Source organism: Noviherbaspirillum saxi, from assembly GCF_003591035.1.
GTDB lineage: Bacteria > Pseudomonadota > Gammaproteobacteria > Burkholderiales > Burkholderiaceae_D > Noviherbaspirillum > Noviherbaspirillum saxi.
Window position 1 is genome coordinate 2,206,780 of sequence record NZ_QYUO01000001.1, and the last position, 23,192, is coordinate 2,229,971.

Annotated in this window: 16 protein-coding genes; 2 read left to right on the forward strand and 14 right to left on the reverse strand. The window is 58.3% G+C overall.

What is annotated here, in order from left to right; genetic code table 11:
• Nucleotides 1–118: 118 nt before the first annotated feature.
• The 12 genes from trpB to aroC all read right to left on the reverse strand — a co-directional run bounded on the left by trpB (nucleotide 119) and on the right by aroC (nucleotide 14,613).
• On the reverse strand, nucleotides 119–1,387 hold the full coding sequence (gene trpB / locus D3871_RS10290; RefSeq protein ID WP_119768805.1) for a tryptophan synthase subunit beta: 1,269 nt from the start codon (nucleotides 1,385–1,387) through the stop codon (nucleotides 119–121).
• 162 nt (nucleotides 1,388–1,549) lie between these two features.
• Nucleotides 1,550–2,266 (reverse strand): phosphoribosylanthranilate isomerase, encoded by a 717-nt coding sequence (locus D3871_RS10295; RefSeq protein ID WP_274381720.1) that lies wholly within the window; start codon nucleotides 2,264–2,266, stop codon nucleotides 1,550–1,552.
• Between the two features lie 29 nt (nucleotides 2,267–2,295).
• Nucleotides 2,296–3,093: a tRNA pseudouridine(38-40) synthase TruA gene (truA, locus tag D3871_RS10300; protein WP_119768806.1), complete on the reverse strand. Its 798-nt coding sequence runs from the start codon at nucleotides 3,091–3,093 to the stop codon at nucleotides 2,296–2,298.
• Nucleotides 3,094–3,173: 80 nt separating this feature from the next.
• On the reverse strand, nucleotides 3,174–6,212 hold the full coding sequence (locus D3871_RS10305; RefSeq protein ID WP_119768807.1) for a motility hub landmark protein FimV: 3,039 nt from the start codon (nucleotides 6,210–6,212) through the stop codon (nucleotides 3,174–3,176).
• Between the two features lie 466 nt (nucleotides 6,213–6,678).
• A complete protein-coding gene (gene asd, locus D3871_RS10310; protein WP_119768808.1) occupies nucleotides 6,679–7,815 on the reverse strand; it encodes an aspartate-semialdehyde dehydrogenase in 1,137 nt (378 codons plus the stop codon).
• 40 nt (nucleotides 7,816–7,855) lie between these two features.
• The gene (leuB, locus tag D3871_RS10315) at nucleotides 7,856–8,926 is read right to left on the reverse strand and encodes a 3-isopropylmalate dehydrogenase (protein ID WP_119768809.1); all 1,071 of its coding nucleotides are present in this window, start codon (nucleotides 8,924–8,926) and stop codon (nucleotides 7,856–7,858) included.
• Between the two features lie 32 nt (nucleotides 8,927–8,958).
• A complete protein-coding gene (gene leuD, locus D3871_RS10320) occupies nucleotides 8,959–9,606 on the reverse strand; it encodes a 3-isopropylmalate dehydratase small subunit (RefSeq protein WP_119768810.1) in 648 nt (215 codons plus the stop codon).
• 63 nt (nucleotides 9,607–9,669) lie between these two features.
• Nucleotides 9,670–9,801 carry an entericidin A/B family lipoprotein gene (locus D3871_RS10325; RefSeq protein ID WP_119768811.1) on the reverse strand — a complete coding sequence of 44 codons (132 nt, stop codon included), beginning with the start codon at nucleotides 9,799–9,801 and terminating at the stop codon, nucleotides 9,670–9,672.
• A 49-nt stretch (nucleotides 9,802–9,850) separates the two neighbouring features.
• Nucleotides 9,851–11,254: a 3-isopropylmalate dehydratase large subunit gene (gene leuC / locus D3871_RS10330; RefSeq protein ID WP_119770012.1), complete on the reverse strand. Its 1,404-nt coding sequence runs from the start codon at nucleotides 11,252–11,254 to the stop codon at nucleotides 9,851–9,853.
• A gap of 159 nt (nucleotides 11,255–11,413) precedes the next feature.
• Nucleotides 11,414–12,250, reverse strand: coding sequence for a M48 family metallopeptidase (locus D3871_RS10335; RefSeq protein ID WP_119768812.1), 837 nt, complete (start codon nucleotides 12,248–12,250; stop codon nucleotides 11,414–11,416).
• Nucleotides 12,247–13,431 carry an MFS transporter gene (locus D3871_RS10340; RefSeq protein WP_233575570.1) on the reverse strand — a complete coding sequence of 395 codons (1,185 nt, stop codon included), beginning with the start codon at nucleotides 13,429–13,431 and terminating at the stop codon, nucleotides 12,247–12,249. The genes D3871_RS10335 and D3871_RS10340 overlap by 4 nt, the downstream gene beginning before the upstream one ends.
• An 81-nt stretch (nucleotides 13,432–13,512) precedes the next feature.
• Complete coding sequence (gene aroC / locus D3871_RS10345; RefSeq protein ID WP_119768814.1) at nucleotides 13,513–14,613, reverse strand: chorismate synthase; 1,101 nt, start codon at nucleotides 14,611–14,613, stop codon at nucleotides 13,513–13,515.
• Between the two features lie 384 nt (nucleotides 14,614–14,997).
• On the opposite strand from aroC, the gene D3871_RS10350 reads away from it, so the two are divergent.
• Together D3871_RS10350 and D3871_RS10355 are read left to right on the forward strand one after the other, a co-directional pair.
• Nucleotides 14,998–17,241: a two-component system response regulator gene (locus D3871_RS10350; protein ID WP_233575571.1), complete on the forward strand. Its 2,244-nt coding sequence runs from the start codon at nucleotides 14,998–15,000 to the stop codon at nucleotides 17,239–17,241.
• A 61-nt stretch (nucleotides 17,242–17,302) separates the two neighbouring features.
• Entirely contained in the window at nucleotides 17,303–20,590 is a 3,288-nt protein-coding gene (locus D3871_RS10355; protein ID WP_158597904.1) for a PAS domain S-box protein, read from the forward strand.
• Here the strand turns inward: D3871_RS10355 and D3871_RS10360 are convergent.
• Both D3871_RS10360 and D3871_RS10365 read right to left on the reverse strand, forming a co-directional pair.
• Nucleotides 20,587–22,473, reverse strand: a complete 1,887-nt coding sequence (locus D3871_RS10360; RefSeq protein ID WP_119768816.1) for an MFS transporter — start codon at nucleotides 22,471–22,473, stop codon at nucleotides 20,587–20,589. The two genes, D3871_RS10355 and D3871_RS10360, sit on opposite strands and share 4 nt — an antisense overlap.
• A gap of 133 nt (nucleotides 22,474–22,606) precedes the next feature.
• Entirely contained in the window at nucleotides 22,607–23,053 is a 447-nt protein-coding gene (locus D3871_RS10365) for a CBS domain-containing protein (RefSeq protein ID WP_119770014.1), read from the reverse strand.
• Between the last annotated feature and the right edge of the window lie 139 nt (nucleotides 23,054–23,192).

Consider the following 23,192-nt stretch of genomic DNA (forward strand, 5'->3'; position numbering starts at 1 on the left):
TTCTTATCAGGTTGTAGCACCGCATCAACGGTCAGGAATTACTCTTTTTTGATGGCTGACCGTCGCGGCTCTTTTCAGGTTGCATGGACCTGCCGTGCGGAATGTCACGGAGCAGATTTCAGAACTGCTTTTTCATCCGCTCGGCCACCGTATGCATGTCCTTGTCACCACGCCCCGACAGATTAGCGAGCACGATTTTATCCTTGGGCAAGGTAGCGGCAAATTTTGCGGCATAGGCCAGCGCATGACTGGATTCCAGCGCGGGGATGATGCCTTCGATCCGACAGCAGTTATGAAAGGCTTCGATCGCTTCGTCATCGGTGATCGACACGTACTGCGCGCGGCCCGCATCCTTCAACCATGCGTGTTCGGGGCCGACGCCCGGATAATCCAGACCGGCCGATACCGAATGCGTTTCGATGATCTGGCCGTCCTCGTCCTGTAGCAGATAGGTTCGGTTGCCATGCAGCACGCCCGGCGAGCCCGCGATCAGCGACGCGGAATGTTTGCCGGTCGACAGGCCTTCGCCAGCTGCTTCGACGCCAATGAGCTGCACGTCCTTGTGGTCGATATACGGATAAAAAATGCCCATCGCATTCGAACCCCCGCCTATGCAGGCGACCACGTAATCCGGCTGGCGGCCTGTCATTTCCGGCATTTGCACCAGGCACTCCTTCCCGATGACGGACTGGAAATCGCGCACCATCATCGGATACGGGTGCGGGCCTGCAACTGTGCCGATGATGTAGAAGGTATTTTCCACATTGGTCACCCAGTCGCGCATGGCTTCGTTCAGCGCATCCTTGAGCGTTTTCGAGCCGGACTCGACCGGCACTACTTTCGCCCCGAGCAATTCCATCCGGTACACGTTCTGCACTTGGCGCTTGACGTCTTCGCTACCCATGTAAATCACGCATTCCAGGCCGAAGCGCGCGCAGATCGTGGCCGTCGCCACGCCGTGCTGCCCTGCGCCGGTTTCGGCGATCACGCGCGGCTTACCCATGCGCTTGGCAAGCAGCGCCTGGCCGATGACATTGTTGATCTTGTGCGCGCCGGTATGGTTGAGATCTTCGCGCTTGAAGTAGATCTGGGCGCCGCCCATCATTTCGGACCAGCGGCGCGCATGGTAGATCGGGCTGGGACGCCCGACGAAATGCTTCAGTTCCCGTTCGAATTCTTCCAGAAAATCGGGATCGTTCTGGTAATGGGCGTAGCCGTTTTTCAGTTCGGTCAACGCATGCGTCAGCGTTTCCGATACGAAGGTGCCGCCGTAAGGACCGAAATGCCCGCGCGAGTCAGGCAGGTTGTAACGAGCCGCCTGATGCAAGGCGGTCGTGGTCATGGCTTGGCGCTCGGCGTAGTTTTCCAGCGCGTTCAGTTCTTTCATGGTGTTCTCTTTCATTCGCGAAGGAAGCGGCGCATCGTGCGCGCGGGCTTCCAGTCTTCAAAATAGCGTAAAGGTAACAGGCGGGATATGGACCGGAGGACCGGAGGACCGGATCGGAAGCTTTACACAGCCATCGCTTGCCGAATGACCGCACGCCGTGCATCAACCATGCTCAGCAGCGCGTACGGCGCGGATGAACTCGCTGATCTTGACGGGATCCTTGATGCCCTTGGACAGTTCGACGCCACTGCTGACATCGACGGCATGCGGCCGGACCTGAAGCACTGCTTCAGTGGCGTTTTGCACGCTCAAGCCACCACTCAAAACGACCCGAGGCGCGAGCTCTTTTGGAATGAGAGACCAATCGAAAACCTTTCCACCACCGCCATAGCCGTCGACAAAGGCATCGAGCAGAATCCCTGAAAAGAGCCTGCTCGCGGCGCGGTAACTGTGCTCGTATTCTAGCAAATCAGCGCCTGTCATACCGGGTTTCATGCGTATCGCACGCATGAACGGCCGGTTCACGGCTTTGGCCGCATGGCAGCATTGATCTATCGTTTCGTCGCCATGGAATTGCAGCATGGATACCGGCGCCGTGCCGACGATAGCCATTACTTCTTCGCTTGTCGCGTTAACGAACAGGCCAACCGAGGTAACGAACGGGGGAATGGCGGGTAACAGACTGGCGGCCGTCTCTGCCGAAACGAAGCGCGGACTCTTGTCGTAAAAAACCAGGCCGATGGCATCTGCTCCGGCTGCGATCGCCGCCTGCAAGTCTTCGGAACGGGTGATGCCGCAAATTTTTACTCGGGTTCGGTGCGTCATGAACAATTTTGCAAGGTAATTACTGGAATGATGCGTATTATGCGCCTGCGTCATCCGCTGCGCGCCTCATGTCCCCGTGACTCTTATAACCAGGGTATAGCCGCACCCGTTTCCTGGGGCAGCCCCCACTTTTCATCGTAGCTTATCTTCGCAAGATACAAGCCGTCCGGCATGAAGGTCGGCGCGGCACGGCTTCTGTCTTTGCCGGCGAGTATTCCGGCCAGCCATTCCACCGGCTGATTGCCATTTCCAATCATGATCAGGGAACCCACAATATTGCGCACCATGTGATGGAGAAAAGCGCTGGCGGTCAGCGTAAAAATGATCAGGTCGCCGCGCCGAGTGACGCGGATATCGTGCATGGTCTTGACCGGAGATTTCGCCTGACATTCTGCGGCGCGGAATGCGGAAAAGTCATGCGTGCCGATCAGAAGCGTTGCCGCTTCCTGCATGCGGTCCGCATCGAGCGGACGAAATACCCATCCCGCCTTGCCGGCCAGCAACGGCGAGCGCACAGGATGGTTATAGAGCACGTAATGATAGGTACGCGCCGTCGCGCTGAAGCGCGCATGAAATGCATCGAGCCCGTCCGCTGCGACTTCGGTCGCCCAGCGCACCGCTATCGATGGGGGCAGAAATGTATTGACGCCGCGCACCCATGAAAAGGTATCGCGATGGAGTTCGGTATCGAAATGAACGACCTGCTCCAACGCATGCACGCCGGCGTCGGTACGTCCTGCGCAAGTGGTTGCTATATCCACCAGGGCGAAGCGCTTGAGCGCTCTCTCCAGCGTATCCTGCACGGTCCCGCCGGAAGGTTGCGTCTGCCATCCATGCCAGGGAGCGCCATCGTATTGGACGCCGAGCACTATCCGTTTCAATTCCACTCCAGATCGACAATGATCCAAAAAACAAAACGGGCGCCGGCAATGCCGCGCCCGTTCTTTCAAGTTGTTCTAGCTTATGCGAGTTCCAGCAACAGCGACTTGGCCTTTTCGCTTTGCTCGGGCGTACCGCCCTTCAGCACTTCGTCAAGCAGTTCGCGTGCTCCTTCCTTGTCGCCGATCTCCTGATAGGCGATCGCAAGGTCGAGCTTGGTAGCCATTTCCGCGCTGATGAACCCGGATTCGTCACCTGCACCTTCAAGGCTCGGTGCCTCGCCGAGCGACTCCAGCGAGACGTCGAAGTCGGTATCGGTCGTGGCTGCCGGCTCAACCGGATTCAATTCAAGACTGATGTCGGACAGGTCAAAGTCGAGCGGATCGTTTGGCGCAGATTCAGCCTTTGCCTCCGGGATTGCGGGAATATCTTCCAGTTCCGGAATATCGATTTCCAGCGATGGCCGTTCTGCGGCGGCTGTTTCAATATTCTGCACCTGCGGCTCGATCGGCGCGTCGGTCGACGAAATTGCATCGTCGAGCGAGAATTCGAGGTCCTTGATTTCAGGAATATCGACCGGCTCGGGCTGGAGCGGCGCTTCCGTCGTCAGATTGACGCTGAAGTCATCCAGCGACTCAGGCTTTGCTTCTTCCTTGGATTCTGCTGCCGGCGTGTCCAGGAAGTCGAAATCGATCGATGCGAGGGCGGCCGGCGGTTCCATTGCGATCGGACGGGGAATCGTGTTCGGCACCGCCATTTCCGGCATGTTCAAGCCGTCAAGGTCGAAATCGAGTTCGTTCGAGGTCGTCGCTTTCGAAGTCACCTTCTCCAGTTCGGCTTCCCCCATCGGTTCGAAATCGAGATCGTTCGCCGTGGCCGGAGCCACTTCAGCCGCCGGTGCCGGTGTCGCATCAAGTTGCGTATCGCTCGCCAGAGCGGTATTGCTGAAATACGAGGTGTCGGTTTCGAGCGAGTTGATTGTATCGAGCGTGTTGGCGTCGGACTGCGTCGTCGACAGCAAGGTCGCTAGGCCTTGTTCATCCAGAGGCTGCGTCGGCGCAACAAGGCCGCCGGCAGATTGGTCGTCCGAGCCCGCCTTGCCATCCTTGCCGCTCGCATACAGCGGATTGTTCGGATCGATGCCGACACCAAGCGCAACAGCCTGCGCCCACTCGTCGCCTTCGCCCTTGGTCAGGCCATACAATTCGGTGGCGAGCACTTCGAACGCGCGCAAATCCTTGCGATTCGAATAGATTTCCAGCAGCTTCACACGCACTGCGTGGCGCTCGGGCTGGGTGCGCAAGGCCTCTTTCAGGATTTCTTCGGCCTGTGCATCGCGGCCATACGCGATGTACACGTCGGCCTCGGCGACCGGGTCCACCTCGTTGGAATCGAGCTGACTAGCCGACGGCGAGAAGCTGGAATTGAATACGCTGTTGTTGGTATCGACACTTTGACCGCCGGTGGAGCCGAACAGGGAATTCGCCTTCAGGCTGGAATCGGTGATGATGCTGTCTTCGAACTGCTTGTCCTGCTTCTGACGCCGGGCGCGATAAATGCCGAGCGCGCCAAGCGCTACGAGCAGTGCACCAAGACCCGGCAGGGCCATGGGGTTTTCAGTCAGGCTTTCAAGGAAGCTCGGTTCTGGCGGCGGTGGTGGCGGCGCTACGGGTTTCGGTTTTGCGACAACTGGGGCGGTAGGTTTTTCCGCCGTGGGCTCGGCCGGTTTTTCAGCTGCTGGCGCGGGCGGCGTTGCGGATGCGGCGGGTGTTGCTGCGACCACAGCAGTCCCTTCAGTTGAGGGAGCTGCTGTGGCGGACGCCGGTGCGGCTGGCGCGGCTGCTTGAGAAGGAGTTGATGCTGCCGGGGCCGGCGTCGCCGGTTTAGCTTCGACCTTGGTGGCGTCGGCCTGCTTTTGCTGGTCGGCCAGATTCTTGTTCTTTACCTCAAGAATCTTTTGTAATTCACTGACATTCTTTTCCAGTTCCTTGACGCGGGCATTGGCGTCGGCGATGGCCTTTTCCTTCGCAATGCGATCTTCGGCCGAAGCGGTACCGGCTGCCTTGTCGGCATTGGCAGTGGCCGTCGGCGCCGCATTCGACAGCGTCAGCTTGTCTTTGGATTCGGAAGCCGGCGTGGCGCGCTCTTCCACCTTGGCGGTAATCTTGCCACCTGCGCTTTGGCGATTTTCGGTGGATTTTTGCGGCGCGGAGGATGCCACTTGGCCGGCGAGCTTGCTACGGTAATTCTGGAAGTCGGCAGCCTGCGCGACGACGATATTGCGCGCTTCGGCATTGCTGACGCCTCGAGCTACCTCGGCACTTGGAACCGACAGAATCTGGCCGGCTTTCAGGCGATTCATGTTCTGGCCGACGAAGGCATCTGGGTTAGCCTGATGCAAGGCAACCAGCATTTGGTCCAGCGAGACGCCGCCTGACTTCACTTGGGTCGCAATCTTCGCAAGCGTGTCGCCGTTACGTACCTTGTAGTCTCCCGACGCTGTATCCTGGACGGATCCGACCGGAGGCGGTGCAACTGGTCGCTCGGCCCGGGAGGGCGCTTCAGCCTGAGGCACGTTACGCGGGGCCGGACTGGATTGTGTAACAGACTGTGACGAACGTGTGCTTTGTGGTGCGCGTGAGACGCTTGAATCAGGAATGGCAACCCGCGCCGGCGCAACCTGTGCGCTTTGCGTGGTGCGCAGGTCTGCGGGATCAAGCAGGAATGTGTATTCGCGTACCAATCTTCCATTCGGCCCCGACAACTCCAGCAGCATGTCGACGAAAGGTTCGTTCAATGGCTGTGCGGAGGTCAGACGAATGACCTGGCGTTCGCCGCGCTGTTCGACGGCAAAGCGCAAGGAAGCCAATGCCGGGGTGTAATCGATGCCAGCCTGTCGAAATGCTTCAGCCGATGCCAGTTTGGCTGCCAGCGAACCGAGCTCATCGCGCGAAACCGAAGTCAACTCGATCTCGGCACGCAAAGGTTGCCCCAGCGATGACAGGACAGTCAGCTTGCCGAGTCCAGCGGCGTACGCATTGGAAAACAGGAGCGCAGTCGCAACAGCAGCGCTGAGCGTTTTCAAAGTAAACAAGCCCGAGGGGCGTTTATTTGAATGCATGTTTGATGGCATAGGGGGCAATCCGTTTGCGTGTCTGGCAGAGGTAAAATCACCGCGCCAATGTAATATTGATCGAGGGAACTTTCACCATATCATCATGGACTTAGGCACGCAAGTGTAAGCAATTTGCCAACTGACGCAAAACCGGCATATCGCTCTGTATCTCTCTCTGTATCTCTATATATAACTCATCTGCGTTGTTGCCGATTGGCAACACAACTGGGGCTTGACGAACTACCGGCGAACACCGGCATTCATCAAGCCCCAGTCTGCATCCCGATGCTACAGGCTGCTTAAGTTACACCAATCCCGATCTGTAACATGGCAAATGAAATCGATGGATTTTTTCGACTGGCAAGGCGCAGGAGGAGTCAATAGCGGTGCTATTGACGACGAGTGCAACGCAGGCAGACGGAAAAAGACTCGCTTTCATGTCACGTTATGGGTTGGGATTGGTATTACAGCCTTAGTTGTCGAGAACGATGCGCAGCATGCGGCGCAATGGTTCAGCCGCGCCCCACAGCAACTGGTCACCCACGGTGAACGCGGACAGATACTCACCGCCCATCTGCATCTTGCGCAGACGTCCAACCGGAATGGTCAGGCTGCCTGTCACTGCTGCCGGAGTCAGGTCTTTCATCGAGGCTTCACGGTTGTTCGGCACCACTTTAGCCCACTGATTGCTGGCGGCAAGCATGCCTTCGATTTCATCCAGCGGCACATCTTTTTTCAGCTTGATGGTCAGCGCCTGCGAATGGCAGCGCATCGCGCCGATGCGCACGCAGAGGCCGTCGACAGGAATCGCGGCCTTCGCCGACGCACCGAAGCCTTCGCCGCGACCGAGAATCTTGTTGGTCTCTGCGCCGCCCTTCCACTCTTCGCGCGACACGCCGTTGCCAAGATCCTTGTCGATCCAAGGAATCAGGTTGCCGCCGAGCGGAACGCCAAACTGCTTGGTCTCGTCGGCGCTCATAGCATGCTGCTTGGCGAGCACCTTGCGGTCGATTTCAAGAATCGCGGATGCCGGATTGTCGAGCAAGGCCTTGACTTCGGCGTTGATCGAGCCGAACTGGGTCAGCAATTCGCGCATATGCTGCGCACCGCCGCCGGACGCTGCCTGATAAGTCATCGAAGTCATCCATTCGACCAGATCGTGATCGAACAAACCGCCCAGGCCCATCAGCATGCACGAGACCGTGCAATTGCCGCCGATATAGTTCTTCACGCCGCGCTTGAGCGCGTCCTTGATCACGTTCAGATTGACCGGATCGAGGATGATGATCGCATCATCCTTCATGCGCAGGGTCGATGCCGCATCGATCCAGTAACCGTTCCAGCCGGCGCTGCGCAACTGCGGGAAAATCTCGGTCGTGTAGTCACCGCCCTGGCAGGTAATAATGATGTCGCATTTTTTCAGTTCATCAATATTGTTTGCGTCTTTGAGTGTGGTTTCGTTTTTCGCCATTGCCGGGGCTTTGCCGCCAGCGTTGGAAGTCGAAAAGAATACCGGTTCGATATGAGCAAAATCGCCCTCTTCCTGCATGCGCTGCATCAGGACCGAGCCCACCATACCACGCCAACCCACCAGGCCTACTAACTTCACAATTTTCTCCCTCAAGTGCCCATCAATAAAAGATAACTCATTACCCTAATGCCTTTACCACGGCGTCGCCCATCTGTTGAGTGCCGACCTTGGTCGTGCCTTCCTCATAGATGTCCGGTGTGCGCAATCCCTGCGCCAATACTTTCTTGACCGCGTTTTCGACACGGTCGGCCTGTTCCGCCTTGTTCAGCGAGAAGCGCAGCATCATCGCAGCCGACAAAATAGTGGCCAGCGGATTGGCGACGCCCTTGCCGGCGATGTCCGGCGCCGACCCGTGCGACGGCTCGTACAAACCCTTGTTGTTTGCATCCAGCGACGCCGACGGCAACATGCCGATCGAGCCGGTCAGCATTGCTGCCGCATCGGACAGGATGTCGCCGAACATGTTGCCGGTGACAATCACGTCGAATTTCTTCGGCGCACGGACCAATTGCATCGCCGCGTTGTCGACATACATGTGGTCCAGTGTAACGTCCTGGTATTCCTTGTGCACGTCGGTGACGATGTCTTTCCAGAACTGAAAGGTTTCCAGTACGTTGGCCTTGTCGACACTCGTCAGACGCTTGTCGCGCTTGCGCGCCGCCTGAAATGCCACATGCGCAATACGCCGGATTTCCGACTCCGCGTAGCGCATGGTGTCAAACCCTTCACGCTCGCCCTTGAACGCGCCATCCGGCGCAGTGCGTACGCCACGCGGCTGGCCGAAATAGATATCACCCGTCAATTCGCGGATGATGAGGATGTCCAGGCCGGATACGATCTCGGGTTTGAGTGTGGATGCGCCTGCCAGTTCCGGATAAAGAATCGCCGGACGCAGGTTGGCGAACAGGTTCAGATTTTTACGCAAGCCGAGAATGGCCTGCTCGGGCCGCAGTGCACGGTCCAGCTTGTCATATTTCCAATCGCCGACCGAGCCGAACAATACCGCATCGGCTTGTTGGGCGAGCTTCAACGTGGCTTCCGGCAGCGGATGGCCATGCGCCTCGTAACCGGCGCCGCCCACCGGCGCGGTTTCCATCTCGAATTTTTCATCGAGTGTATTCAGGACGCGGACCGCCTGATCAATGATTTCGGGACCGATGCCGTCACCCGGCAGGATTGCAATTTTCATTTGTCTTGTTGGATTGATTGATCGGGGGTCGCTCAGATGGTATTTGCCAGCCAGGGCTTTGCCGCAATATGCCGCTCTTCGAATGCATGGATCTTGTCCGCCTGCCGCAGTGTCAGGCCGATATCGTCAAGGCCGTTGAGCATGCAGTACTTGCGGAAGCCATCCACTTCAAACGCGTAGCTGGCGCTGCCGTTGGTCGTGCGGACCACCTGGTTTTCCAGGTCGACGACCAGGCGGAATCCCGGAAAGGCCTTGACTTCATTGAACAGCTGGTCAACCTGCATCTCGCTCAACACGATGGGCAGTACGCCATTCTTGAAGCAGTTATTGAAGAAGATGTCGGCAAAGCTTGGCGCAATCACGGCGCGGAAGCCGTATTGCTCCAGTGCCCAGGGCGCATGTTCCCGCGACGAGCCACAACCGAAATTCTTGCGTGTCAGCAGGATGGACGCACCCTGGTAGCGCGGCTGGTTGAGCGTGAAATCCGGGTTGAGCGGCCGCTTCGAGTTATCCATGCCAGGCTCGCCATGGTCGAGATAACGCCACTCGTCGAACAGGTTGGGGCCGAAGCCGGAACGCTTGATTGATTTCAGAAACTGCTTCGGAATGATGGCATCGGTATCGACATTTGCGCGATCCAGCGGTGCGACCAAACCATCGTGTACGGTAAATTTATCCATGATCTCTGACTTGTGGCCGCCGCCCTTGTGCAGGCTGGCGGCGCAACTTTCGACTTTTTTCGACTATCGTTTAGCGGCGCTTTCAACGACTTCGCCAACCTTCTTCACATCCTTGCCGACACCTTGCACGGTGTTGCAGCCCATCAGGATGAATGCCGACAAGGCAGCGGCGAACAGCGTGAATTGTTTTTTCATTTTGACTCCCCGTAAGACCCGATATCTCTGGCGCTCATCTCTGACGCAATCAGCGCAGTGCACGGATATCGACAAAGTGTCCGGCGATTCCGGCTGCGGCAGCCATCGCTGGCGACACCAGATGCGTACGTCCGCCCTGCCCCTGACGTCCTTCGAAATTGCGGTTCGACGTAGAGGCGCAGCGCTCGCCGGGCTCCAGCCGGTCAGCGTTCATTGCCAGACACATCGAGCAGCCTGCTTCGCGCCATTCGAAACCGGCATCACGGAAAATCTTGTCCAGGCCTTCGCGTTCAGCCTGCTCTTTCACCAGTCCGGAACCCGGCACCACCATCGCAAGCTTGACGTTGGATGCGCGCTGCTTGCCGCGCACGACTGCAGCGGCCGCACGCAAGTCTTCAATGCGCGAGTTGGTGCACGAACCGATAAAGACCTTGTCGATACGGATATCCGCCATCGCAGTATTCGGCTTGAGGTTCATGTAGACCAGCGCCTTTTCCATCGCGTCGCGCTTGACGGCATCTTTTTCCTTTTCAGGATCCGGTACGCGGTCATCGATAGCCACCACCATTTCAGGCGAAGTGCCCCAGGTGACTTGCGGCTTGATCTCGGCGGCGTTCAGCGTGACGACGAGGTCGAATTTCGCGCCGGGATCCGAATGCAGGGTGCGCCAGTAATCGACGGCGCGATCCCAGTGAGGCCCGACCGGCGACAGCGGCCGGGCCTTGACGTAATTGATGGTGGTGTCATCGACGCCGACCATGCCGGCGCGCGCGCCCGCTTCGATTGCCATGTTGCAGACCGTCATGCGGCCTTCCATCGACAGCGAACGGATGGTAGAGCCGCCGAATTCGATCGCATAACCGGTGCCGCCAGCAGTCCCGATCTTGCCGATCACGGCCAGCACGATATCCTTGGCGGTGACGCCGAAAGGCAGCGCACCATCGACCTGCACCAGCATGGCCTTGGATTTTTTCGCCAGCAACGTCTGGGTCGCCAGCACGTGTTCAACTTCCGATGTGCCGATGCCGTGCGCGAGGCAGCCGAATGCGCCATGCGTGGAGGTGTGCGAATCGCCGCAGACGACGGTCATGCCCGGCAGCGTCGCGCCCTGCTCCGGCCCGATCACATGCACGATTCCCTGGCGCTTGTCGCGCATGCTGAAATAGGTCAGGCCGTATTCCTTGGCATTGGCGTCGAGCGTCTCGACCTGCAGCCGGGACACCGGATCGGCAATGCCGTTGGCGCGATCGGTGGTCGGCACATTGTGGTCGGCGACGACCAGGTTGGCCGACACGCGCCACGGCTGGCGGCCGGCTAGCTTGAGACCTTCGAAAGCCTGCGGGCTGGTCACCTCATGCAGCAGGTGACGGTCGATGTAAAGAATGGCGGTGCCGTCTTCCTCGGTGTGAACGACGTGCGATTCCCAGAGTTTGTCGTAGAGCGTTTGGGCCATGTTGGAAAGCGTGCAGAGCAGCGCAAAACGGTGAAAATAGTCCTCGATTATGCCATAGTTGTGCAACGCAAACCCACGCAGCGACGCCGTGCGCCCAATGAAAAATGCCTGCGACAGCAAGCCGCAGGCGTTCTGTTGACATTGTTGCAAGCGTATTGGTCAGCGCGTTCTTTTTGCCTGTTCGTACAGGGGCATCACGCGCTGCGAATAGGCGGTGAGGTCGCTGAGGCGGTCGGATTGTGAAGGATGGGTGGACAGGAATTTCGGTGGCTGGCCGCCGCCGACCTGCCCCATTTTTTGCCAAAGCGTTATCGCGGCACGCGGATCGTAACCGGCGCGGGCGGCCAGTTCGATGCCGACACGGTCGGCCTCGGTCTCATGCTTGCGGGAGTTGGGCAGGCCGATCAGCCCCATATAGGCGTACTGCGCGCCTTGCTGTCCGATTTCACCAAGACCCAACAATGCCGCGCCGACGGAGATGAAACCTCCGGCAACCATCTGCTCGGAGGCCCGTTCACGCGCATGTTCGCGTAGTGCATGGGCAATTTCATGGCCCATAACCGCTGCAAGTTCGTCATCGGTAACCTGCAGTTTTTCGAGCAGGCCGGTGTAGACCGCCATTTTTCCACCAGGCATGCACCAGGCATTCACTTCGGGAGAGGTCAGTACATTGACTTCCCAAGCCCAGTTGCGCGCATCCGGCCGGAAAGCAGCCACCTGCGAAATGATGCGTCCGGCCACCGCGCGCACGCGCGATACCTGCGCCGCGTTCCGGTTCAGCGTGCCCTTCTGCCCTTCCTGCGCGATCAACTGCCCGTATTGTTCCCGCGCCGCGTGCTCGATCGCTTCCGGCGCAACCGCCATTTTTTGTTCGCGATTGACACCCACGACGCCGCCCTGGGTTGTCTGCACGGTTTCGCATGCGATCAGCGTCATCAGGCTCGCGCCAAGCAATGCGCTTTTCAGCGCCATTCCCAATCGGGTATCCGGTTTCATTGTCTCTCCTCATTGTTTTGCCAGCGATAGGACAACACGGCGGCTACGGCACCGCCCAGCGAAAATATTGCCGCCACCAAATAGACTGCATGCGAGCCGAATGTATCCCAAAGACCGGTCAAAATCAGGCCTCCCAGGGTTCCGCCCAAACCATAGGAAATACTCGTGTACAAGGCTTGCCCGCTGGCTTGCAGCGGACCGGCGAACCAGCGCTGCATGGTCACCACCGATGCCGAATGGTGCACCCCGAAAGTTGCAGCATGCAGCACCTGCGCGATCAGCAGCAGCACCAGCGACTCGGCACCAAATCCGATCATCAGAAATCTCACCACGGCGATCAACAGGCTGGCGATCATCAGCCGCCGCACACCGAAACGACGGAACAGCGGCGCCTGATAAAAGAAGAAAATAATCTCGACCACCACGCCCAGTGACCACATCAAGCCTATCACCGTATTGCTGTAACCGATTTGCGCCAGATACAGGGAATAGAAGACGTAAAGCGACGCATGGGCCGCAATCATCAAAAAAGTCGAAACAAAAAAGGCCAGCACTTCCCGCTTGCGCAGCAAGGCCATGACCGAAGGTGTTTCTTTTGCGTCGTCGGGATGCGCGGTTTCTTCCATCTTGAGGCTGGCCGCGAGCACCATCAGCAGCAATCCCAGCGCAAGCCATGGCAGCAAGCCAATGCCGTAGCGATCAAGAAAAGGACCGGCGATAGTCACGCTCAGGATGAAACCGACCGACCCCCACAGGCGCAGCCGGCCATAATGCGTCAGGTCGCCGCGCATTTCGGACAGCATCAAGGCTTCGGACAATGGCCCTTGCGCGCTGGTGAACAGATTGACCGCAACCATGGCCAGAAACAGCTGGGCAAAGGTCTGGCCGATGAAGATGCCGATGAAAGCCGTGGCAGCCGCAATGGCCGTGATACGTAGCACCGTAACCCGTTGCTGGTGGCGGTCGGCCACCCAGCCCCACAGATTGGGCCCGAAAATGCGCATGACCTGCATCAGCGACATGAGAATACCGATCTGGGCGGCGCTCAGTCCCTTTTCCGAAAAGTACAGGCTTGCATAGGGCGAAAATACGCCGACATAGCCGTAGTACGCAAAAAAGAAAAAAGCAAAGCCGAAGGACTGCCTTGGCCAGGAGGTAGGCTGCACGTGACGATTTTTCAAGCTGATAGCGTAGCTGCACGAAGGAATCGCGCATATGGAGACTGGGCAGCGCCCCGTGCCGGGGACGCTCCCTCAACCGCCCTAACCGATGTGCGATGCAATCTTCGGCGTATCGACATGCACGTCGCCGCACTGCGCGCGGTGACGCAATGCGTGATCCATCAGCACCAGCGCAAGCATGGCTTCCGCAATCGGGGTCGCGCGGATACCGACGCAGGGATCGTGCCGCCCGAAGGTTTCGACATTGATGGGATTGCCGGCCTTGTCGATTGAATGGCGCGGCGTACGTATGCTGGACGTCGGTTTGATCGCAATCGATACCGTGATGTCCTGCCCGGTCGAAATCCCGCCAAGAACACCGCCGGCGTTATTTGTCGCAAATCCTGCCGGCGTCAGTTCGTCACCATGCTCGGTGCCTTTTTGTGCGATGGAGCGGAAGCCCGCGCCGATTTCCACGCCCTTTACCGCGTTGATACCCATCATCGCAAACGCAATATCGGCATCGAGCTTGTCATAAATCGGTTCGCCCAGCCCCACCGGGACATTGCGCGCCACCACGTCGATGCGCGCACCGCAGGAATCGCCGTCCTTGCGCAGCTGGTCCATGTATTCCTCGAGCTGCGGTATGACCGCGCCATTGGCGGCAAAGAACGGGTTGTTGGGCACGTGATCCCAGGACTCGAAAGGAATCTCGATGCCGCCGAGCTGGCTCATGCAACCCAGGAATTCCGTGCCGTACTGCTGCTTCAACCATTTGCGCGCAATCGCTGCGGCGCCGACCACCGGTGCGGTCAGCCGTGCCGAAGATCGCCCCCCACCACGCGGATCGCGAATGCCGTACTTATGCCAGTACGTATAGTCGGCATGGCCGGGCCGGAAGGTATCGAGGATGTTTCCGTAATCCTTGCTGCGCTGGTCCTCGTTGCGGATCAGCAGAGCGATCGGCGTGCCGGTTGTTTTGCCCTGATAGACACCCGACAGGATTTCAACCGTGTCGGATTCCTGGCGTTGGGTCACATGACGTGAAGTCCCGGGTTTGCGACGGTCGAGTTCCGGCTGGATATCCGCCTCGGACAGTTCCATGCCCGGCGGGCATCCATCCACCACACAGCCAATCGCCGGGCCGTGCGATTCGCCAAAAGTGGTGACGGTGAAGAGAGTGCCAAATGTATTGCCGGACATGATGGGAAAGAGATAGATGCGAAAGTATGGATTTTAGCTTATCGCTCTGACGATTCGTTGAAAAAGCAATACGTCGCGGCAATGCTGCCATGAAGTTGAAGCTTTGACATGCTATGGCAACCCCTCTGCCGTCGATTTGCGACATATAAGGGAATAGCTTGGTGTAATGCTATTAAACAATCATCTTGCGATTGCGCATCACTCAAATATCATGCAACATTCCTCAGAAGTTGAGTTCTGGTAAGTCTGACCGGCAAAAGCCGCTCGGCGTTTTTCGCAAACCGGCGACATCGGCAACAGTGGCCTTTTGAATATCGTATCTTTGTCCATGGATTTATCGACATACTGTTTCCAGGCAAGACATCCTGGATGCTGGAGAGAACGATGAGCAGATCGGGTACGTCGACCGACGACGATCTCGTATTTCTGGAAGAAACGCCGGTCTTGCCTTTCGCGTCGCAGGTGCCCGACACCCGGAGCGTCTGGCGTGTGATGATCGTCGACGACGATACCGATGTGCACTCCGCCACGACTTTTGCGCTGAGCAACCTGGAAATGCAGCACCGGCCGCTCGAATTCGTCCACGCGTATTCGGCTGGCGAGGCGCGCGAACTGCTTGCGCTGGAACGCGATATCGCGGTCATTCTGCTAGACGTGGTAATGGAGCAGGACGACGCCGGCCTGCAGCTGGTACGCCACATACGCGAAGTCCTGAAACTCAGCGAAGTCCGTATCATCCTGCGCACCGGCCAACCGGGCTATGCGCCCGAGATCGATGCCATCCGCGATTTCGACATCAACGATTACAAAACCAAATCCGAACTGACCCGCATCAAGCTGTACACCACAGTCACCGCCGCCATTCGTTCGTATGAGCAGATCTGTGCGATCAACGCCGGCCGGCGCGGTCTCGACAGGATAGTTCGTGCCACCACTGAACTGATGTCGCTGCACGGACTGGCCAACTTTGCGTCCGGCGTACTCGCGGAAGTCGCAAAACTGCTCGACCTCGACCCCAACGGCTTGCTATGCACACAGGAGCATGACGTCGACCATGATTGCACACTATCTATCGTCGCCGCTTCCGGCAATTTTGCGAGCGTCGCGCAGGGCGATCGCCGGAACCTGTTCAACGCCCATGGCGGCGATCTGTTGCGACGCGCGCTCGCCGAACGCCGCAACATTTATGGCTCGGACTGCATCGCCCTTTATCTCGGAGGCAATGCCAATCGCGATTTTGCCGCGATACTCGACGTGCGGCGTCCGCTCTGCGAAATCGACCAGCGCCTCGCCGAAGTATTTTGCCGCAATATCGCGGTCGGTCTCGACAACGTGCTGCTGGTCACCAGGCTTGAAAATCATGCGTTCTACGATCCGCTGACGAAGCTGCCGAACCGTACACGCCTGCGCGAATTGATCGACGAAGCATTGACTGCGGCGACCCGGTGCGACGCGACCCTGGCGCTTGTCGACATTGATCATTTCTCCGAGACCAACGACGCGCTCGGACACCAGTTCGGCGATCTGCTGCTACTGGGGGTCGCCGCGCGTTTGCAGACCCGGCTAGGCGGCCGGTTGACGGTCAGCCGTGTGGGCGGCGATACCTTTGGCGTCCTCGGCGATGCGGCACTGGTCAGTCCGGCCACGCTGCTGGAATTGTTCGAGAGTCCGTTCAATATCGATGGCCAGGAAATCCAGCTGTCGGCAACCGCCGGCCTGGTCAGGCTCGTGGATTATGACGGCATAGGCGCTGATGCGCTGAAGGATGCCGATATCGCGCTCAAGCGGGCAAAGCTAATGCAGCGCGCCGGTCATCTTTTTTTCACGCGCAGCATGGGCGTCGATATCCGCGAACGGGTACGAATGATGCGTGCCCTGCGCACCGCCCTCGACGAAAAGGAATTGTTCGTCGTCTACCAGCCGCAGATCGATCTGGTCACCCGACGTCCGGTAGGAGCGGAAGCGCTGCTGCGCTGGAAGACCAAGGACGGCACATTCATCCCGCCGGACCGCTTCATTCCGATCGCGGAATTTTCTGGCCTCATCATCGAAATCGGCGAGCAGGTTCTGCGCCTTGCCTGCCAGGAACTGGTTCGACTGCAGAGTCTCGGCTTCAGCGAATTCACCATGTCGGTGAACGTCTCTCAGGTGCAGTTCCGCCATCCGCGCTTCCTTGATATGCTGCGCGAAGTCTTGCGGGAAACGGGCGTGCCAGCCGCACGGATAGAACTTGAAATCACCGAGTCGATCGCCATGGAAGAGCCTGATGTGCTGATCGAACTGCTGCGGCAGATCAAGCAGACCGGCGTCAGTATCGCAATCGACGATTTCGGCACCGGCTTTTCCTCGCTCAGCTACCTGCAGCGGCTGCAGGCCGACCGTCTCAAGATCGATCGCCTGTTCGTGACCGAAATCACCAGCTCGACGCGCGGCAGCAGTATTGCCGAAATGGTGATCCAGCTGGGCCGCAATCTTGGCATGTCCGTCGTTGCCGAAGGCGTCGAGGACGAACGCCAGGCCAGCATACTGCAGGCACTCGGCTGCCCGCTTGCGCAAGGCTATCTGTTCGCGCGCCCCATGACGGTAGATCAACTGACCAGCTGGCTGACGGACAACGGCGCGCGTTAGCCGTACGGCTGTCCCGGCTATCCCTGCCGCGACCAGCGACCACTTTCCTTACTGGATGACGATGATGACAAGCGCACGCACCTTGACTCTCCGGCGTGCGATCGTACTGACCGTGGTACTCGGTCTGCTGGTCCCTGCCCTGCTGATCAGCGGCTATTCATGGTTCAGGCAATATACCGATGACATCAAAAAGCAGACGCAGGAACTGCTGCTGCAGAACGCCGACATTCTCTCCAACGGCATGCAGGAGCCGCTGTGGAACATCAATCAGGAGAGTGGCAATGCGCTGATGGAAGCCATGATGGCGCGCAATGAAGATATTGTGCACATCGAGGTGCGCGACAATGCGCTCGGTATCTTCGTCTCGGGCGAACGGCTGGATCGCCGCGCCGGCTTCACCGCCGCTACCGAAAAGCCGGTGGTATATCGCGACAGCACGATAGGCTCGGTCAAGATCGAAGTCGGCAGCGCGCGTCTGCGCGCCGTCATGGTCAAGGGATTGAAGGAATCTATGGCCGCCGTGCTGGCACAAGCCGTTTTGTCGATCGCATTGATCCTGCTTCTGCTGGACCGGCGACTGGTCCGTCCTTTGCAAAAACTTGGCGTCGGCGCCGAGCGTCTTGCCAATCGAGAACTCAATACTCCCTTCACCTGGCAGCGTCTTGACGAGATCGGCATGCTGGGCCGCCGCATGGAGGATACCCGCATCAGTCTGCGCAAGCTGTTTGAAGAACTCGGACGCAAGAACCGCGAACTGGAAAGCGATATCGACAAGCGCAAGCGCATCGAGCAGGAACTGCACGACCGGGAAAAACGCTATCGCGCCCTGGTCGAGCAAAGTCCGATCGCGATCATCGAGTGGGATCATCAGTTCAAAGTCATCGAATGGAATGCTTCTGCCGAACGCATTTTCGGCTACCCGCGCCACCTTGCGATCGGCCGTAATGCATCGTTCATCGTTTCCGACGGAGCCAGGGAGCCGGTCGACGAAACATTCAAGCGCATTACCAGCAACCGGGGAGATACCCGCAACATCAGTCTCAATCGTCGGGCCGACGGCCGGATCATTACTTGCCAGTGGAGTCATGCGCATATATCCGACGACGACGGGAAGACCCGCAGATTGCTGTCGATCGCTGAAGACATCACCGAAAAGCGTCTCGCCGAGCATGCCCTGACACTGTCCGAAGCAAAATTTGCCGGCGCCTTTCAAGGCAATCCGGATGCTGTTTCAATTGCACGCATGAGCGACGGTGTTCTGATCGACGCGAATCAAAGCTTTTCGGATCTCACCGGCTACACCCGCGATGAATCGGTCGGTAAAACCGCGATTGAACTGAAGATCTGGGTGCATCCGCATCAGCACAAGGCGCTTCTGCAAGAGCTGGCTTCAAACCGGATGGCGCGCAACGTGGAGTGGGATTTGCAAACCAAGTCCGGCGCAACACGGCGCGTTTTGACGAACGCCACCATCTTCAGCGCAGGCGATGAACGCTATACGCTGGCGGTGACCCGGGATATCACCGACCAGCGCCTGCTGGAAGAGCGCAAGGCCGAGGCGGATCGCGCCCTGTTGCGACTGGCACAGGGCACGCGCGATATTGCCGGCGAATCCTTCTTTGAATTGCTGGTCGCCGATCTTGCATCGGCGCTTCGCACCGATTGTGTGTTCATCGGCCTGCGCATGGCGAATGAACAGGCAAAGATCCGCACCGTGGCCGCCCACCTGCGCGGCCATACGATGGAAAATTTTGAATACGTCAGTAGCGGCACGCCTTGCGAACGTACACTCGAAGGCGATATCCATGTGCTGCCGTCGGGTGTGCGCGAGCATTCCTCGGGTGATAGTGAAATAGACGGGCAGCAATGGGAAAGCTATGCGGGAGCTCCATTGCGTGACACCGCCGGCAACACGATCGGCGTGCTGACCGTAATGCATTCCGAAGCGCTCGGCAATCCCGACCTGGTGAAGTCTCTGCTGCAAGTCTTCAGTGAACGCGCGTCGGCCGAATTGGAGCGCAAGCGGGCGGAAGAGGAATTGCGCAACAGTGAGCAGCGATTCTCCGCGATTTTCCAGTCGTCGCCGATTGCAATGTTTGTTACCCAGGTGCGCGGCAACTACATCATCAGGGATGTCAACCACGCGTTCGAAGAACTGTTCCTGCGCCAGCGCCAGGATGTCCTTGGCCACAACAGCGTGGAACTGAATCTGTACTGTGACCTGAAAGACCGCAGCGCACTGATCGGTGAGCTCAAGGAAAAAGGCGCTACCGAGTCGCATCGCGAAATCTGGATGCGGCGCGGCGACGGCAGCAAGGTGCTGGTGCAATTCTCAGGCCATACCTTCACACTAGCGGGTGAGCGTTTCGGCATCATTGCCTGCGCCGACGTGACCGACAAACGCAGGATCGAAAATGAAATCCGCGAACTGAATGCAACACTGGAACAGCGTGTCGTTGAACGGACGGAAGAACTGCAGCAGGCGAACCGGGAGCTTGCCTATACGCTTGAAACCCTGAACAAGGCACAGGAAGAGCTGGTGCGCAGTGAAAAGCTCGCCGCCCTCGGCTCCCTAGTTGCCGGCATCGCGCACGAACTCAATACGCCGATCGGCAACAGCCTTATGGTGGCAAGCACGCTGGCCGACCAGACCCGAGCCCTGTCCAGCAGCTATCAACAGAACGGATTGAAGCGATCGATGCTGGAAAACTATATCGGCGATGTCGATACCGCAGGCGACATCCTGGTACGCAACCTTCAACGCGCGGCCAATCTGGTCACTGGTTTCAAACAGGTTGCAGTCGACCAGACCAGTTCGCAGAGGCGACGGTTTTCGGTTGCCGAAGTCGTGTCGGAAATCATGCTGACCTTATGGCCGACGCTGAAAAAGACTACTTTCCTCGTCAAGCAGAATATTCCCGATTCGCTCGTCATGGATAGCTATCCGGGACCGCTCGGGCAAGTGATTACCAATCTGGTCAACAACGCGCTGCTGCATGGCTTCGAAGGCCGCCAGTCCGGCAATGTGGCTATCGCCGCCAAGCTGTCCGGAGAAGGCTGGATGGAATTGTCGGTGCAGGATGACGGCGTGGGCATTCCATCCGCCAACCTCAATCGTATCTTCGATCCCTTCTTCACCACAAAACTCGGCGCCGGCGGCTCAGGGCTGGGCCTGAACATCACGCACAACATTGTCACCGGTGTGCTCGGCGGCCGTATTCGCGTGCAAAGCGAAGTTGGGGCCGGCAGCACCTTTATTCTGTTGCTGCCGCTGCTCGCGCCGCAGCGGCACAACGTCGAGGAAGCGATGCGCCAGCAAACACCGGTTTTACAGAGCGGACAAAGCTAGAGCCAATCGCCGCGCAAATCACTCACATGCTGATACAAGGTTTCCGGTGTCGCCACTGCCGGCTCGACCGGCTCGCCGACGACCAGCGACAGGCGCGAAAACGGACCGCGGCGGAATGAACGCTCAAAGGGATTGCCGGGGCTGCGCGTGAGCAGGCTGCCCCAAAGGCCGCGCAAAGCCATGGGAATCACCGGCACCGGCGTGCGATCCAGTATCTTGCGAATCCCGCCCCTGAACTCGTTCATTTCTCCTGTCGACGTAAGTTTGCCTTCGGAGAAAATGCATACCAGCTCGCCTTCATGCAAAGCTTGGGCAATATCGACATATGCCTTGTCCATCAGCCATGGATCTTCCTTCACCGAAGCAATGGGAATCGCCTTCGCGGTGCGGAAAATCCATGACAGCACCGGGATCCTGAAAATACGATGGTCCATGACAAAACGGATCGGGCGCGGGCTGGCCGCCATGATCACGACGGCATCCACATAGCTGACGTGATTGCATATCAGTACCGCAGCCCCCTCGTCCGGAATGCGCTCCGGGTCGACGGTATGTACTCGATGGATGGTATGAATCAGCAACCATGCGAGGAATCGCACCAGGAATTCGGGCACCAACGAGAAGATATAGATGGCGACCACGGCATTGAGCAATGCCGTCGCCATGAATAGCTGAGGAATGCTCAATCCCGCCTTGAGCAGCGCCATCGCAAACAATGCGGCCACGACCATGAACAGGGCATTCACGATGTTCATGCCGGCGATGGTGCGCGACACATGCTTGCGGTCGCAGCGGGTCTGGATCAGCGCGAACAGCGGCACGATATAGAAGCCGCCGAACACGCCGATCATGATGCAGTCGAACAGGATGCGTACGCTGCCCTGCTGCGACAGGAAACCTGCGATGTCGACCAGCGCCGTATTGGTGTAGGAAAGACTGGCCAGGTAAAGATCGAAACCGAATACCGACAAGCCGATCGAGCCGAAGGGCACCAGACCGATCTCGACCTTGTGGCCGGAGAGCCGCTCGCAGAGCAGCGATCCGGCGCCGATACCAAGCGAGAAAACGGTCAGCAGCAGCACAAATACGCTATGGTCGCCGTGCAGGTAATCCTTTGCATAGACAGGGAACTGCGCCAGGATCACCGCGCCGTAAAACCAGAACCATGAATTGCCCAGTACCGACAGAAACACCGGCCGGTTCTGGCGGGTGAACGCGATGTTGCGCATGGTTTCGGTGAGCGGATTCCAGTTGACCTTCAGTCCCGGCTCCGGCGCCGGCGAATGCGGAATGCCGCGGCTGCATAGCCAGCCCAGGACAGCGATCGCAATCGTTCCGAAGGCAACCAGTTCCAGGCCCCAGGGCTTAGTCACCACCAGCACTGCGCCGATCACTTCTCCCAGCAAAATGCCGACAAAGGTTCCCATCTCGACCACGCCGTTGCCGCCGACCAGTTCTTCCTGCTTCAGGTGCTGCGGAAGGTAGGCATACTTGACCGGTCCGAACAGCGTCGAATGCAAGCCCATCCCAACTACGGCGGCCACCAGCAGCCACAGGCTATGCATCATCCAGCCGAAGGCGGCGATGGCCATGATCGCGATCTCGAGCACCTTCACGTAACGTGCCAGCCTCGACTTCTCAAACTTGTCGGCCAGTTGACCCGCGGTTGCGGAGAACAGCACGAACGGCAGGATGAACAGTCCGGGAATCAGGTTGTTGAGCAATCCGGGATCGAGCGTGGTCCAGCTCAGCGCGTCATAGGTCAGGATGGTCAGCAGCGCCGTCTTGAACACGTTGTCGTTGAATGCGCCGAGAAACTGTGTCCAGAAAAACGGACTGAAACGGCGCTGGCGAAGCAGCGAAAACTGGCTGGATTGGCTCATATCAAGGTAGTGGCAGAAACGCTCGAAACAGCGATGTGTAATCGGTTAGCAACAAGAAAAAAGCTGCTGCGGGAACAGTATCCCGAAGCAGCTATTGGAAGCAATGTGCCGCCTGGCGACACGCTGGTTAGGCTTACTCGTCGCCCTCGGCCGGCCAGTCACGAATATAAGCCTTGAGCATCTTGTTTTCAAAGCTTTGCGCCTCGAATACCGCTTTTGCGACGTCATAGAAAGAGATCACGCCGAACAGGGTTTTTGCGCTGACAACCGGCACATAACGCGCGTGCCGCTCCAGCATCAGCCGCCGCACTTCATTGACCTCGGTATCGGGGGTAATCGTAATCGGGTGATCGTCCATATGCTTGCGCACGGTTTCATTGCCGACCTGTCCCTTGTTCAGATGAAGCGTCTTCATTACCTCACGGAAGGTCAGCATGCCGACCAGTTCGCCAAACTCCATGACGACCAGCGAACCGATATCGCGTTCGGCCATGGTGTCTACGGCGTCGCTCATCGCCGTGTCGGGAGTGACGGTGTAAAGAATGTCGCCTTTTACCTTCAGGATTTCGGATACTTTCATGAGGCTATCCTCGATGTAAATGTTGTTGTCGCTATTGAAATGTAGCTTAACACGGATCGGAAATCCAGAGAGCGGAAGCAAGTCCGTTTCCGCTTTTGCCAATGCTGTCGCCGGGGCGACAACTGCCGGGCCTGAACGA

Coding starts and splice junctions, on each gene's coding strand:
- trpB (WP_119768805.1), bottom strand. CDS start 1,387: ATGAAAGAACTGAACGCGCTGGAAAACTACGCCGAGCGCCAAGCCATG.
- D3871_RS10295 (WP_274381720.1), bottom strand. CDS start 2,266: ATGACGCAGGCGCATAATACGCATCATTCCAGTAATTACCTTGCAAAA.
- D3871_RS10305 (WP_119768807.1), bottom strand. CDS start 6,212: ATGCATTCAAATAAACGCCCCTCGGGCTTGTTTACTTTGAAAACGCTC.
- leuB (WP_119768809.1), bottom strand. CDS start 8,926: ATGAAAATTGCAATCCTGCCGGGTGACGGCATCGGTCCCGAAATCATT.
- leuD (WP_119768810.1), bottom strand. CDS start 9,606: ATGGATAAATTTACCGTACACGATGGTTTGGTCGCACCGCTGGATCGC.
- D3871_RS10325 (WP_119768811.1), bottom strand. CDS start 9,801: ATGAAAAAACAATTCACGCTGTTCGCCGCTGCCTTGTCGGCATTCATC.
- leuC (WP_119770012.1), bottom strand. CDS start 11,254: ATGGCCCAAACGCTCTACGACAAACTCTGGGAATCGCACGTCGTTCAC.
- D3871_RS10335 (WP_119768812.1), bottom strand. CDS start 12,250: ATGAAACCGGATACCCGATTGGGAATGGCGCTGAAAAGCGCATTGCTT.
- aroC (WP_119768814.1), bottom strand. CDS start 14,613: ATGTCCGGCAATACATTTGGCACTCTCTTCACCGTCACCACTTTTGGC.
- D3871_RS10350 (WP_233575571.1), top strand. CDS start 14,998: ATGAGCAGATCGGGTACGTCGACCGACGACGATCTCGTATTTCTGGAA.
- D3871_RS10355 (WP_158597904.1), top strand. CDS start 17,303: ATGATGACAAGCGCACGCACCTTGACTCTCCGGCGTGCGATCGTACTG.
- D3871_RS10360 (WP_119768816.1), bottom strand. CDS start 22,473: ATGAGCCAATCCAGCCAGTTTTCGCTGCTTCGCCAGCGCCGTTTCAGT.
- D3871_RS10365 (WP_119770014.1), bottom strand. CDS start 23,053: ATGAAAGTATCCGAAATCCTGAAGGTAAAAGGCGACATTCTTTACACC.